Below are 14,207 nucleotides of genomic sequence, written 5' to 3' on the forward strand. Positions count from 1 at the left end.
AACCTCTGGGTGGCCAAATAGCCAGAACAGGTGCTGCCAGAGTACCGGGTCGCCGCCGCCTGCGATGTCGAAAAATGGCATGCCTACAGCACGCTCAAGCTCTAGCAAGATACTGCCCAGAATAAGGGGCGGAAACCCCACCACAATCATCAGCGCCATGGCCAAAATGTACCACGCAAACAGCGGCATCTTGTGCAGCGCCATCCCTTGAGTACGGGTTCGTAGAATGGAAACCACCAACTCTACCCCGGCTGAAAGTGCCGAAATCTCAACGAAGGTGATCCCCAACAGCCAGAAATCGGAACCGAGGCCTGGCGAATACTCGCTACTGCTAAGCGGCGTGTACATAAACCAGCCGCTGTCCGGCGCCATTTCCAGCACCATGCTGAAAGAAAGAATGATGCCGCCAAACAGATAACACCAGTAGCCCAGCGCGGTTAACCGCGGGCACACCAGGTCACGCGCGCCAATCATCTTGGGGATCATATAGATCGCCAAGCCCTCCAAAATGGGAATGGCGAACAAAAACATCATCACCGTGCCGTGCATGGTGGTAACTTGACTATAGATTTCGGGCGTTAAAAAGCCTTGATCGGGTGTCGCAATCTGCGTGCGAATCAGCATCGCCAAAATGCCGCCAAACAGAAAGAAGGCCATCCCGGTGACCATAAATCGAAGGCCAAGCGTGGTGTGGTTAACAATGGTTAACGCTTTTAAACCAGGAGGATTTGCCCATACCCCTGCAAGGTCATTGTGTAACTTTTGAAGGTCTTCAGGGCCAGTTGCGTCGCGATCAATCGTTGTCATGGGGCCAAGGTCTCCAGCCAAGCACCCAGGGACTCCAAGGTGGCAGTATCCATATGGTTATGAGATGGCATTTTGTTACTCGGCTTAAGCGTTTGGTGATTTTCCAACCAGTAGTGAATAGCGCCCTCCTCCATGGGGAGCGTGCCCGCGCCCAGGGTATAGCGCGCACCAATATCAGAAAGATCAGGCGCAATAGTGGAGGCAGAGAGTCCAGCAACGCTATGGCAGCTGGCACAGGTAGATGCAAACTCATCCCGCGCTTGGGCAAAGTCATCATTTGCAAGTGCCCGTTCGGCCAAGCGCTCTTCCTGCCGTTCAGCGAGCCACGCGTCATACGCTTCACGTTCTACGGCTTCAACGTAAAACTCCATATTCGCATGCTGAGCACCGCAAAACTCCGCGCACTGACCACCAAAGACGCCCGGCGCATCAGCCTCAAGACGAATAACATTGGTGCGCCCGGGTAACATATCGATCTTGCCACCTAGCCTGGGCACCCAAAAGGAGTGAATAACATCAGCGGAGGTAATGTGAAAATCTACAGGTTCCCCCGCAGGCATGATGAGCTGGTTCGCGGTGACGACTTCTCCGCCTTCTGCTCCCGGGTAGCGAACTTCCCACCACCATTGATGGCCGATCACCTCAATCACTTCAGGGGGCTGGCCCAACGGTAGCGGCAACATTCGCTTGCCAGTCGGCACCCCAAAAATAAGTAACGCTGTAACGCTCAAAACAGGCAGTAAAATGCCCCCACCAATAATCCAACGGCGAGCAATTTTGCGCTCCTCTTGAGGCGTACGTTCCTGGTATTTACGTTTGAAGGTATAAAGCCATAACGCCACCACGCCAATCAGCACCACCGTGGCAAATGTCAGCATTATCCACCAGATTAGGACCACATCGCGTGCAGCTTGCCCAGCGGGGTCTAGAATAGACCTATCACCCGCGCAGCCTGTAAGACCTAACGTCAGAGTGCCCAGCAGGGTGAGCATGCACCGGTTGACCCGCTGTGGCACAGCACGTTGAATACACAGCAAGGCGACGTGATATAAGTAACGTTCCCTCATTGTTTATTCCTTTTTTCTGCCCACAGGAAGTGATAATGGCAAACTCCAATAGGCGTAATATCAAAAGTCGCGCTTCTATTTCTGGCCACCCGCTGCATCCGCTGATGGTTCACTTTCCCGTGGCTGCACTCATGGCCCTGGTAGCCTGCGATTTGGGATACTGGTATACCGACGATCCTTTCTGGCTGCGCGTAGGTTTGTGGCTGGCGGGTATAGGGGCGCTTGGGGGCTGGCTGGCGAGTATTGCAGGCATCATTGACCTGGTGAGCGTAGGCCAAATTCGCCGTCTCATTACCGGCTGGAGCCACGCTATTGTCGCTGTTGTCATGCTCTCGCTTGCTTCGCTTAACTGGCTGATCCGGTTTAGCGAACCGGAGTTGGTGCTGCCTTGGGGCATTGCGGTTTCTGTGGTAACCGCCGGACTGGTAGCGTTGGCTGGCTGGCTGGGCGGCCAACTCGTGTATGAACACGCCGTCGGTGTCGAAGTTGAAGAGTGATGCGATAGTGGTCATGGCGGGCTAGCTCCAATCCAGCGGCTTGGCTAATACCAGCCCAAGCACGCAAAGAATGCCCGCCAGGGCCACCAAAAACGCGAGTATTAACGCCGTTTTTACGCCTTTATAAATCCCCATTTCCAGACGTAAAATTAGCCATCCATAGGCGCCGTGGGCAGCCACCATGGCAACGACAGCGCCCAATTTGAGCACCAGCCAGCCGCCCACCAAACCATGCAAGATAAAGAGAAGCGTGCCGGAAAATATGGCAATTAGCGCTGCCGGTGTTGCCACAGAAATATAAAAAAACCGTGGCATGGGAGGAGAGCCCTGCGCAAAGCCTGCGTCTTTACGAAGTTGCAGCGTATAGCTGAGTAACGCAGGCAGATACAGCAGCGAGCCGCACCAGATAACAAGCGAGGCTATATGAAGAAGTTTTAGCCAAGGCATTGAGGCTTCCTTGCATTGCGTTAGGCTTAGTGAAAGAACACTCCACTAACCTTAGTCAACGCTCGCCACTCTGGCTAGCCGATTTACCTTAGGGTGATTTCGTAACCCGTGAATTTACGAAGATTAATCACTCCACTATCAAGAATGAGATACTGTCCTTTAATGCCTTGTAACACGCCTTCGACCAAGGGTTGTTTGTCAAAATTATGGGAAATCACTTTGCGTGGAAACGTCTCCACCGGGTAATCAAACGTGTAGGGCGTTTCATCCAGCTCACGAATTGCGTCATTGCCATGCTGGTCGCGCAGCTGATTCAAACCGCCATCAAGCGTTTCCAACAGGCGATCACGTTCGGCAATTAAATCAAGCGCCTCCACCTCCCCTTTCAGCATAGCCCGCCAATTGGTTCGGTCGCTTACCTGCTCTTTGAAAAGCATCTCGACGAACCCTGATTGCTGACGCGTGTCGACCTCAAGTATGGGAAGCGCCTGGATAGCGCCTTGGTCCATCCAACGAGTCGGCATCTGTGTTTTACGGGTGATGCCAACTTTTAAACCCGATGAGTTCGCCAAATACACGATATGCGGTTGGAAACAATGCGTTTCGCCCCACTCAGGCTCGCGGCAAGTGCCTTGAAAAAAGTGGCACGTCTCAGGCTTCATGATGCAGGTATCGCACTGCGCCAAGCGCTTGAAGCACGGATAACAATGCCCTTGGGCAAAGCTTTTTTTAGTCGCTCGACCGCAGTGAGTACAAGCAATAGCGCCGCTCCAATGAAGCGATATCGGCTTGCCTACGCGCGAATTGAGGGGGATGTGCTGATCCCCAGCACGCAAATGGTAACTCACCTGGTCGCCCGGCCGGTCAGGCAATACGACCGACATCTTGCGTAAACACCCTTGCACTGCCTGTTCAACCACGTGTTGCATCCCGTCCCAAACCTGCCATTTCTGGCGTAACGCCTGCGCCAGAAGACGCCGCTCCACAGGTACGCTGCTCCAGATAACCCACGCGTTTCTCTTCAGGCACGTTATTTTCAGCCTCAAAGCGCATCACCGCTTCCAGACACAGCTCTGTTTGCTCAGCGGTAAGAAAGCGACCGTCGGGCCACTTACGCAGCGACACCGCTTGCTTAAGGCTTTCATAAATCGCAGGTGTCATTTGGTTGATCATTTTATCGAACGTCATATCGCTCATTACGAATCTCTTAATCTGTTTTCAAACGGCGAGACGAATAATACACGCCAGTAATAAGCCCGACGAGGAGCCCACCTAAATGTGCTTCGTTAGCGACATTGCCAAAACCTACCCAACTGGCCATATCGGTCATGGTGAACACCATCCACCCCAACATAAACACAACCAGCATTTGAGGAACGAAAAAACCACGTTGTGGCGCACGTCGCGACATCACCCAAACATGCCCTAGCAGGGCATAAACCACGCCCGACATACCGCCAAACAGCACGGTTCCGGTAAAATATTGCGCAAGATTAGCGCCGATACCCGCAACTAAAAGCAGAAGCAGCATGGTACGGCTGCCTTGTAGCACCTCCACCTGGCGCCCAAAGTACCATAACCACATAAGGTTGAAGATCAAGTGCATCCAGCCAAAGTGCAGGAATGCCGGTGAAAGCAGCCGCCATACCTGCCCGTTTATTAGCCCATCGGTTAAGCTGCGATATACAAACTGATTGCCCGAAATTTCTATCGGCACGATGGTTAACGCCATCACGACGCTATCACCCAACACCCCCGTTAACGCAAATATCACAAGACTAATAGCCATCGCGATAGCGGTAACAGGAACATGGCGCAAGGTGGTTAGTATATTGCCGGATGCGTAGCGGCGATTGGCGGGCTGATCAACAATAAGTGCTTCGCCACGCTCCCAGCGCGCTACCAGGCTTTTAAGCTCTGCGTGCTGACGTGGGTCGGCTATCCAAAGCAGAGGGCCCTCGGCTTCTTCTGTAATGCGATGCCCAATTCGATAGTGCCAAAGTGCTTTACGCAGTTCCTGCGTATCAGCATCACTTGGTAAGTGCATTACGGGGTGCATAAACTCTCCCTATTGAGGCCCTCGCCTTTGAAAACCAACCCCTTCATCGACTATTGCTGCATGAAGACAAATACCATAAGCAAAAAATCATGGCCAAAAAAAACCGGCGGAGGGGGCCGCCGGATAAAGCAAGGGATCATTCAAGGGAACACCTACTCTGATGGCCGACCGCACAGTTAGTTCAGCAGTTTTATAAAAAAAATGTAAAGCCTTGTATATTAAGACAACATAGGTTAATAAAAATCGTTTCCATATAAATTGGCTTGGGAACACTCTTCTTTAATCACTTCTACCCAAACGAAATTATCTGCATTCAGCGGTGTTTCGCCGTCCCATCGATAGGCGACCAAACGACCATACTTGACAGCACTATAATCCAAACACGCAATATTGGGAGCAGGTAACGCAGGAATACCTTCACACCAGTAATGGCCTATAAACAGAGGCGGCTGCTCCGGCCCATAGTAACTCAAACGCTGGCGCTCGTTTTCGGTTAATAGGCGTGTTTCCAGGTCGCCAGGCAAGTGGTCGGGTTGAAAAACCACATCCCCCCAACGGGTTGGATTAGCGGCCCAAAAATGCGCTCGAAAGCTTTGCCGTGTATAGCCATCGCCTGAATGAATCGCGATACCGCCAGGCAAGGGAATGTTGGCCCCACGGGTTAAGCGGTCAATGATGCGATAGGCTTGCGTGCCAGGATCAGTAGATTCGATCAAAAATCGCGTATCCATACGGCCATCAGGCAGGCGCTGTTTTAACTGCTCGATCAACCTATCGTCCCAACAGGCATGTACCACGCGAATACCATCGATTTCTAAAAAAAGCGGCAGTGTTTTAAACCAGGCGAGCGTGTCATCCCACTCATTGGTGTAATCCTGATACTGCGCCAATGTGTCTTCCATGATGCGATTATGGCGCGGCGTATGCTCACGCAGCCAACGCTTATGGCTACCGGGTGGCGCCGGGTGCATATAGGCGAGTGCATTATGTTCGTGATTGCCCATCACAATATAGGCTTCGCCCTCCTCGACCATGCGTCGCGCAACGGTGACGGCGAGGCGAATACGTGGGCCACGGTCAATCAGGTCACCCAAAAAGATAACTTTACGCTGCGGATGGCGATAAACGCCACGCTGTTCGCGGTAACCCAGCATTTCTAACAAGGTGACTAGCGTGGCACCGCAGCCGTGAACATCACCAATCAGGTCGTAGCCTGTCATGCTTAATCCCCTAACCGGTGGCTCCAACCCAATTTACTGCGCAGCACATCATAGAAGTTATGTCCGATAGGGTGCACAAGCTGCACACGTTCGGCTTTGCGCTTTATCACCAGTACATCATCCGGCTTAGCAACCGCCCGGGTTTGTCCATCGCAGCTAATGTGTGGGTAGGTCTGGTTGGTTTCACCAATATGAATTCGAATCTCACTGGCGGCATCAATCACAATCGGTCGGCTGGAAAGCGTATGCGGGAACATCGGCACCAGCGTCACGACATCAAGCTTGGGATGCATGATGGGGCCACCGCCGGAAAGTGCATACGCGGTAGAGCCGGTAGGCGTTGCGATAATCAAGCCATCGCTGCGCTGGCTGTAAACAAACTGACCATCAATAAACAGTTCAAATTCAATCATGCGGACGGCTTTACCCGGATGCACGACGACTTCATTTAATGCATCGCCATTGCCGACCGCAACGCCGTTACGATAAAGCACCGCTTCCAGCAAAAAACGCTGCTCAATTTCAAATTCGCCCGCCAATACTTCGCCCACTCGGCTTTCCAGCTCGTCAGGCGAGATATCGGTAAGAAACCCTAAGCGGCCACGGTTAACGCCTAACATTAGTGTCCCGCTGCGGCACAATGTGCGGGCGGCGCCTAACAGGCTACCGTCCCCGCCGATCACAATAACAAGGTCGCAAAGCTCGCCCAGCATACGGCGGCTGGCTTCCGGCTGCCCGTGTTGGGGAAGCGCCGTTGCCGTACGGTCTTCAATCAAAACGCTGTAATCATGCTCGACCAGGTAGCTAATGAGCCGCTGCAACGAGTCGATGACTTTCTCGCTGCCCAAGCGCCCAATTAAGCCAATCGTTTTAAAGGGCCGTGAGCTTCCTTGGCCGGTTAGCGGCGCTGAAGTGGGTGGTGACGTGTTAGGCATGGGCGGCTCTCGCTAGCATCAGCCTGACATTATGGGGATACCGGGAGTATCGGGCAAATACGCCTAACCAAATCAAGAGAAACTCTTAGGCTGTCGCTACCTTACGTCGCTGGAGTAACCAGTGATTCAACCAGAGCGAGGCCGCCATGATCAGTGCGCCCAGCAGTAGTCGAACGATATCGGCCTCACGGCTCCAGATGACAAGATTAACCAATAACCCGGCCGGGATGAGTGCATTATTCATGATCGCCAAAGTACCGGCATCGACGCGGGTAGCGCCTTGGTTCCAGGCAAAATACCCCACACCAGAGGCGGCCAGACCAAGCCAGGCAAGCACTCCCCACTGCAGCGGTGTGCTGGGTAACGCCGCACTATTGCCGAACAGTAAATAAGCCGGTAGTGCAACGACCATGGCGCCAATGAAAAACCATCCAAAAACGTTATGCCACGCAAGGTCAGCCGGCAAATCTGCGGCCAAGCGGCGATACCCGACCTGGCCTAGCGCAAAGCAGAGATTGGCCCCCTGGACCACAAAAAAACCGAGCCAGAAGCCGCTGTCGATCCCGTCATAGCGAATGACAGCAGCCCCCACAACGGCCAATAGCGCGGTAAGTAAGTAGATAGGCGTGAAACGGCCAAACAACAGGTCATCCAGTAAAGCGATATACACCGGCGTAAAGATGGTGAAGAGCAGCACTTCTGGCACTGAAAGCAGCAAAAACGACTGATAAAGAAAGGTGTACATCACCCCAAGTTGAATGGCGCCAAGCGCCATCAGCGTAATACGCTGTTTGCCGCGTAGCAGGCTGGGGCGCAAAAAGGGTAAAAAAACCAGCATCGCCAGGGTTACCCGCACAAGCACCGCGAAATAACTATCGACCTGCCCCGCTAGATAAACCCCGATTAAAGAAAAGGAAAACGCCCAAAGCGCTGTCACGCTAATTAGATAGCCCACCGTAAACCTCATTTCTTAGAAATAGTTTACGCAAATTATACGGATTTCTTAGGGCCTGCCAACAGGTAAACCAACAACCAAGAAATAAGTTAACGACGCTGGAGCCACACAAGTGCATAGATACCCCCAGGCAGCCAACCCAGCAGCGTTAACACAATGCCAATAAGCAGGCGCGTGCCTCCCGCGCCGGTGAGCCCCAGTGCTAACGGCGGGAGCAAAACAGCCAAGGCGAGATAGGCTGCCTTGAGTGCGCCTGGCTCGCTATCCGCACGCCTGGCCGAAGGTTGATCAGCACTTGAGTGTGGCTCGCCAAGCGTGATGTCAGGCCTTACAACTTGCGCATCGGGGTTGGCGACATGCGGATGGGGCGCTGACGATGGCTTAGGAGGCGTAAAGTGCTCTACCGCCTCGTGCGCCTGCTCGGCAGGCGTTGCCTCAAGTGTCTCTTTTCGATGTGCCTGCTTATCAATTTTTTGCTCTAGTTCGCTGGCATCTTTCGCCAGCTCGTCGTGATAGCGCTCCCAATCCTCCCAATCATGAGGGGTACCCGACTTGGGCCGCTGCTCCCCTGCCCCGCGGGCTCGCTCCCAGGATTTTTCCTCAAGGGTATTGGGGCGGTCAGATTCCCGCTCGACACCGACGCCTTTGCGGTTCAGGTATTCGCGTGCATCCATGTAAAGCTCCTTTGAGTCACGTTCAGCAAAGCGTTGAATAGGCGTGGCGTCCACCTACATCAACTACGCCTAAATCATCTACAGTGAGTAAATACGTTTAAGACGTTACTCACCCTATTATCGAATAACATCATAAACGTTGCACTTAGCCACGATGCCTTCGCCAAATGCTGCACACACAAGTAAGGTAAATGAAAGTGTGCGTAAGGAGTGCCAAGATGAAACACCCAAGCCCGCATATTGTCCGCGATATCATGTCCAAGGATTGTTACCGCGTTTCGCCATCTACCTCAATTACCACGCTGTCACAGGGGCTGGCACTTCATCGCCTGCCTGGTGTGCCGGTAGTCGATATGGCAGATCGATTAATCGGCTATATTTCTGAGAAAGATGTGCTAGGCCGTGTGCTTGACTGCTTATACCATGACCATGAGTCGCCACTGGTGGGTGAGCTGATGCGCGAAGAGGTGCTTACCACCACACCTAACAAAAGCATCACAGACCTTGCCCAGGAAATGCTCGGAGACAAACCCAAAGTTTACCCGGTGGTTGAACAACAGCGACTCGTCGGCATCGTGACCCGGCGCGATATTCTTATGGCCTTGCTAACCATTCGCCGCCATTGATAACGATGTACGTATGAAAAAACAGTGGCGCATAAAAAAACCGCTGCCCAAAAGGCAGCGGAAGCAAGGGATCGAGAAACAATAGCTAGGACAACACTATTAGCGACTGCTATCGCTACGTTGTCGTACTACTTCAGACACCTTGCGCCGAAAAAGTTCGCCATCGTTTAAAATTTTTGTCTTTAAGAGGTCGCGCGTATACTTAAGTATTCAATTCATGAAAGAGCACAGGAGTGGATGCATGGCACTGTACCTACTGGTACTCGGCGTCTGCCTGCTGGTGATAGGTGCTGTTTTATTAGCCCTGATGACGGTAGGTACGCCGCGCTACCGTACCGAGCCAAAGGATTTGCTGGCACTGTTTGACAAGGCCCTGGATAGCCAAGTGAGCGAAGCCGAGTGGGATACGATTATCGGCTATCCAATACGTCATAATGACTATCTGGACGGCATTCGACGCAGAGCATCGCGCTTAATGGAGCTGCATGGGCGACGCTGGCAAATCGCCCAAGGCAAACCGCTATTAAATCAGGAAGGGCAAGCGGAGCTACAAGTATTACGAGATCATCTGGCGGCTCATACCGCCTTGCGTCAAACGTAGATGCGGTTGAAAGCGCCGAGGAGACAACCTGATGCCCAGTACTATTCGCAAAATACCGCTGGCGAGCGCAACCCATCATCACGCACATGACTTTCACCAAATTGTGATTACGTTGTGTGGTTCCTCGGAGTTTGAAATTGAGGGGCTCGGCGGACGTGTAAATGCGTTTTCAGGCTGTATCGTGCCTGCCAATCACGAGCACTACTACTCAGGCCATGGTCATAACCGGCAGTTGATTATTGATCTGCCAGAAAATGCGCCCGCCCTGACAGGTGAACACCGCGAGCTGGTCGCCCTGTTTGATGTCCCACGTTTTTTTGCGTTAGATAACCCTTTACGCCACTACCTGGCGTTTATGGAAAGCGAGCTTGCCCAAGGGTTTGATACCTCTCCTGTCTCGTTTCAGCAAGACCGCTTGGCCGCCACACTACTGGGCTCGCTCAAAGCGCGCCTTGGGCATACCCCATCGGCTTCTCTGCGCAGAATTGATGTCTCTCTTATCGACCGCTTTATTAACCGCCACTTGGCCGATGAGCTGCGCGTTGCTGACTTGGCCAGGCTTGCCTGCCTAAGTGAAGCCCACTTTTCAGAGTGCTTCCGTAATCAGACAGGACTTTCGCCTTGGCAATACGTTAAACGCCGCCGACTTCACGCGGCTCGTCAGCTGATTTTGCAAAGTCGGTTGCCGTTAACCGACATTGCCATTCAAACAGGATTTTCCAACCAGAGCGCACTCTCTCATGCGTTTCGGCGCAGCTACGGCATATCGCCCCGTGCTCTACGCCAAGAAGCACCGGTTTCGCTAACGACAGCATCCTCCACTATGCTCAAAAAACCACTGGAAGCATCAAGCACACACTACTAAGGTCGCAAAGTAGCCCTGCTTGCCGCGAAATTGACACGTTTTACCGAGAAAACGACATACACGGAAACACAGACCACTCTACATTCGAGCGCAGCTTGGGCGAAATGCCCTACCACCTACTCGTTTTATGTAAATTTACGGGGGCCTCAATGCTCAACGCTAAAAACATGCGTGACTCTGCCACTTGGCAAACGGACCTTGATACGCTGATGGCTCAGGTGAGCGACCACTACCTTGTGGACGAAGAAACCTACGTCAGCGAATTAATCACGTGGCTGGATACGGATCGCGACGATTTTTCCCGCATTGAAGCCAATACCGCAGCGCTCATCCACGATGTTCGTGAGATGGACACGGCGGTAGATACCATTGATGAGCTCCTACAGCAGTACAGCCTGGATACCCACGAAGGGCTAATGCTGATGTGTCTGGCTGAAGCGATGCTGCGTATTCCCGACAAAGCCACCGCTGATGCGCTGATTGAAGATAAGCTTGGTCCCGCTGACTGGCAATCTTATGCCGGCAAAAGTGAGTCGTGGATGGTAAACGCCTCCACATGGGGCTTGTTAATGACCGGCCGCGTCCTGAAGCTTGATCACCCTAAAGATGGCCAGCCTGCGACGTTTATTAACCGCATGGTTAATCGTATGGGTGAGCCTGTGATTCGTCGCGCGATGGTTGAAGCGATGAAAATCATGGGTAAGCAGTTCGTATTGGGCCGTGATATTAACGAAGCATTAAAACGCTCCAAGCCGCTATTCAATAAAGGTTACACCTACTCCTACGACATGCTGGGTGAAGCCGCACGCACCCACGATGATGCCAAACGCTACTTTGACGACTACGCCCGCGCCATAGAGCAGGTGGGTAAAACGTCCCAGCACTTAAGTGATAAAACGCCCAAGCCTTCGGTATCGATCAAACTCTCAGCGCTGCATCCCCGCTATGAGTTTGGTCGCCGCGAACAGGTGCTGGCAGAGCTGGTTGATACACTTATCAAGCTGGTCACCAAAGCTCGCGAGCTGGATGTGGCGGTCACCATTGATGCCGAAGAAGTTGACCGTCTGGAGCTTTCGTTGGAAGTTTTCCGCGACGTTTACTCAAGCAATGCGGTTAAAGGCTGGGGACACTTTGGACTGGTCGTGCAGGCGTACTCCAAGCGCGCCCTGCCGGTACTGCACTACATTAACCGCTTAGCGGATGAGCAAGGTGATGAAATTCCGCTGCGTTTAGTGAAAGGCGCTTACTGGGATAGCGAAATCAAGGAGTCTCAACAGCTGGGTGTCGACGGCTATCCCGTCTATACCCGCAAGGCGTGCACGGATGTTGCCTATCTGGCCTGTGCTCAGTTCCTGCTGTCAAACGATACCCTCGGGCGCATTTTCCCCCAGTTTGCGACCCATAACGCGCATACGGTTACGACTATTCTTGAATTAGCCAATCACGATAGTCGTCCGTTTGAGTTCCAGCGTTTGCACGGCATGGGCGAAGCCCTTTATGAAGCTGCCTTGAAGCGCGCTCCCCAAGGTACGTACTGCCGCATTTACGCGCCAGTCGGCGCGCACAAAGACCTGCTACCCTATCTGGTTCGCCGCTTGCTGGAAAACGGCGCGAATTCGTCGTTTGTTCACCAATTGGTCGACCCCGAAGTACCGGTGGAATGGCTTTGCCAGCACCCCATAGAGGCTCTGCGTAAGCAGACATCCTTAGCCAATACGCAGATTCCGCTACCCAAGGATATTTACGGGTCCAAGCGGCGCAACTCGCGAGGCGTCAACCTGAATATCCGCAGCCACTTCTATCCGTTAATGGATAAGATGGCCGTCTTTATGGATAAGCAGTACCCGGTCAAACCGCTGCTGGCGTTCGATGTGGCGGACGATGCTGCCAATACCCACAACGTGACCTGCCCCTTTGATCGCCGTCAAAGCGTAGGCAGCGTTCAGTGGACAACCAAAGAACAGGCCACCAAGGCGCTTGACGCTGCCTGGAATGCCTTCCCGCGCTGGGAAACCACGCCGGTTACCGAACGTGCTGCCGTGCTGCGCCGTTTGGCTGACCTAATGGAAGAGCACATGCCGGAGCTTATGACCCTTTGCTCACGCGAAGGCGGCAAGCTCTTAACGGACGGTGTGGACGAGATCAAAGAAGCCGTCGATTTCTGCCGCTATTACGCCATGCGCGCGGAAGACTCCTTCGGCGAGCCGATTGAGCTGCCAGGCCCGACCGGTGAATCCAACCAGCTAATCATGGGCGGTAAAGGCGTGTTTGCCGCGATCAGTCCGTGGAACTTCCCGGTGGCGATTTTCTGCGGGCAGATTGTTGCGGCGGCGGTTGCGGGCAATACCGTGCTGGCCAAGCCTGCCGAGCAAACGTCAATTGTCGCCCACCGGGTGATCGAGCTGCTTTATGAAGCGGGCTTGCCACGCGATGTGGTTCAGTTGCTGCCAGGCGATGGCCCAACCGTGGGTAGCGTGCTGACCTCTGACCCGCGCATTACTGGCGTGGTATTTACCGGCGGCACCGACACGGCGCAGACCATCAACCGTGCCTTGGCTGCGCGTGAAAATGCGCCGCTGCCCACGCTGATTGCTGAAACCGGCGGCATGAACGCCATGATTGTCGACTCTACCGCGCTTCCCGAGCAGGTCGTGGTGGATGTTATCCAGTCTGCGTTCCAAAGCGCTGGTCAACGCTGCTCGGCATTGCGAGTTCTTTACCTGCAAGACGACGTTGCCGACCGCGTCATCACGATTTTAAAAGGCGCAATGAACGAGCTGCGTATCGGTGATCCGCGCGATTTGGGTACTGACGTTGGCCCGGTGATCGACGAGGAGGCGCGCAAGGGCCTGCTTGAGCATATCGAAAAGCTTAAAGGGGAAGATCGCCTGGTCGCCGAAACGCCCATGTCAGCCGAGCACACCGAAAACGGTACCTTCGTGGCCCCTGTGGCCTTTACTATCGACAGTATCAATGCGTTAACCCGCGAACAATTCGGTCCTGTACTGCACATTGTGCGCTATAAGGCCAGCGAGCTTGACCAGGTGATCAGCGATATCAATAGCCGGGGTTACGGGCTAACGTTTGGTGTCCATAGCCGTAATGAATCCTTTGCTGCGGGCATTGCACAGAAAATTCGTGCGGGCAATGTGTACATTAATCGTAATATCATTGGGGCCGTAGTAGGCGTTCAACCCTTTGGTGGACAAGGGCTTTCAGGTACAGGCCCTAAAGCAGGCGGGCCGAATTACCTGCAGCGTTTTATCACTGAAAAGACGATTACTAACAATACGGCCGCTTTAGGCGGGAATGCGTCCTTGCTGGCGCTAGGCGATGAGTAAATAGCTCATCTAAATGGAAAACCTGAACTCCTCAAAAAGGATCTCTCATGGTTGAAAATAAAAGCGTAACGGCCTTTACATGCCCCCTCCACAGAAGGGGGGCATTAGGCACA

At 53.3% G+C, this 14,207-nt stretch carries 15 protein-coding genes; 5 read left to right on the forward strand and 10 right to left on the reverse strand.

Going from position 1 to position 14,207, the window contains the following annotated elements; genetic code table 11:
* Positions 1–807 (reverse strand): cbb3-type cytochrome c oxidase subunit I (locus tag ACT3TJ_RS15255; RefSeq protein WP_444622478.1); only part of this gene is annotated, 807 nt, incomplete at its 3' end.
* A complete protein-coding gene (coxB, locus tag ACT3TJ_RS15260; RefSeq protein ID WP_444622479.1) occupies positions 804–1,874 on the reverse strand; it encodes a cytochrome c oxidase subunit II in 1,071 nt (356 codons plus the stop codon). The genes coxB and ACT3TJ_RS15255, both read right to left, overlap by 4 nt.
* A 35-nt stretch (positions 1,875–1,909) precedes the next feature.
* Between coxB and ACT3TJ_RS15265 the strand changes: the two genes are divergently transcribed.
* Positions 1,910–2,371, forward strand: a complete 462-nt coding sequence (locus ACT3TJ_RS15265; protein ID WP_193055116.1) for a DUF2231 domain-containing protein — start codon at positions 1,910–1,912, stop codon at positions 2,369–2,371.
* A gap of 21 nt (positions 2,372–2,392) precedes the next feature.
* Here ACT3TJ_RS15265 and ACT3TJ_RS15270 read toward each other — a convergent pair whose 3' ends face one another.
* The 8 genes from ACT3TJ_RS15270 to ACT3TJ_RS15305 all read right to left on the reverse strand — a co-directional run bounded on the left by ACT3TJ_RS15270 (position 2,393) and on the right by ACT3TJ_RS15305 (position 8,661).
* Positions 2,393–2,818 (reverse strand): CopD family protein, encoded by a 426-nt coding sequence (locus ACT3TJ_RS15270; protein WP_193055117.1) that lies wholly within the window; start codon positions 2,816–2,818, stop codon positions 2,393–2,395.
* Positions 2,819–2,901: 83 nt separating this feature from the next.
* Positions 2,902–3,747: a DUF2797 domain-containing protein gene (locus ACT3TJ_RS15275; RefSeq protein WP_444622480.1), complete on the reverse strand. Its 846-nt coding sequence runs from the start codon at positions 3,745–3,747 to the stop codon at positions 2,902–2,904.
* A complete protein-coding gene (locus ACT3TJ_RS15280; RefSeq protein WP_087111591.1) occupies positions 3,731–4,015 on the reverse strand; it encodes a YeaC family protein in 285 nt (94 codons plus the stop codon). The genes ACT3TJ_RS15275 and ACT3TJ_RS15280 overlap by 17 nt, the downstream gene beginning before the upstream one ends.
* A gap of 10 nt (positions 4,016–4,025) precedes the next feature.
* Complete coding sequence (locus tag ACT3TJ_RS15285) at positions 4,026–4,877, reverse strand: rhomboid family intramembrane serine protease (RefSeq protein ID WP_172118307.1); 852 nt, start codon at positions 4,875–4,877, stop codon at positions 4,026–4,028.
* A gap of 233 nt (positions 4,878–5,110) precedes the next feature.
* Positions 5,111–6,097: a metallophosphoesterase gene (locus ACT3TJ_RS15290; protein WP_444622481.1), complete on the reverse strand. Its 987-nt coding sequence runs from the start codon at positions 6,095–6,097 to the stop codon at positions 5,111–5,113.
* Between the two features lie 2 nt (positions 6,098–6,099).
* Positions 6,100–7,032: an NAD(+) kinase gene (locus tag ACT3TJ_RS15295; RefSeq protein WP_172118309.1), complete on the reverse strand. Its 933-nt coding sequence runs from the start codon at positions 7,030–7,032 to the stop codon at positions 6,100–6,102.
* Between the two features lie 85 nt (positions 7,033–7,117).
* A complete protein-coding gene (locus ACT3TJ_RS15300) occupies positions 7,118–7,987 on the reverse strand; it encodes a carboxylate/amino acid/amine transporter (protein WP_444622482.1) in 870 nt (289 codons plus the stop codon).
* An 89-nt stretch (positions 7,988–8,076) separates the two neighbouring features.
* Complete coding sequence (locus ACT3TJ_RS15305; protein WP_444622483.1) at positions 8,077–8,661, reverse strand: YqaE/Pmp3 family membrane protein; 585 nt, start codon at positions 8,659–8,661, stop codon at positions 8,077–8,079.
* A 218-nt stretch (positions 8,662–8,879) separates the two neighbouring features.
* On the opposite strand from ACT3TJ_RS15305, the gene ACT3TJ_RS15310 reads away from it, so the two are divergent.
* The 4 genes from ACT3TJ_RS15310 to putA all read left to right on the forward strand — a co-directional run bounded on the left by ACT3TJ_RS15310 (position 8,880) and on the right by putA (position 14,094).
* Entirely contained in the window at positions 8,880–9,287 is a 408-nt protein-coding gene (locus tag ACT3TJ_RS15310) for a CBS domain-containing protein (protein WP_172118312.1), read from the forward strand.
* Between the two features lie 241 nt (positions 9,288–9,528).
* A complete protein-coding gene (locus tag ACT3TJ_RS15315; protein ID WP_172118313.1) occupies positions 9,529–9,888 on the forward strand; it encodes a hypothetical protein in 360 nt (119 codons plus the stop codon).
* Positions 9,889–9,919: 31 nt separating this feature from the next.
* Positions 9,920–10,753, forward strand: coding sequence for a helix-turn-helix domain-containing protein (locus tag ACT3TJ_RS15320; protein WP_444622484.1), 834 nt, complete (start codon positions 9,920–9,922; stop codon positions 10,751–10,753).
* 149 nt (positions 10,754–10,902) lie between these two features.
* On the forward strand, positions 10,903–14,094 hold the full coding sequence (putA, locus tag ACT3TJ_RS15325; RefSeq protein WP_444622485.1) for a bifunctional proline dehydrogenase/L-glutamate gamma-semialdehyde dehydrogenase PutA: 3,192 nt from the start codon (positions 10,903–10,905) through the stop codon (positions 14,092–14,094).
* Positions 14,095–14,207 lie beyond the last annotated feature (113 nt).

This window comes from Halomonas sp. AOP30-A1-24 (assembly GCF_052378165.1).
Taxonomy (GTDB): domain Bacteria; phylum Pseudomonadota; class Gammaproteobacteria; order Pseudomonadales; family Halomonadaceae; genus Vreelandella; species Vreelandella citrativorans.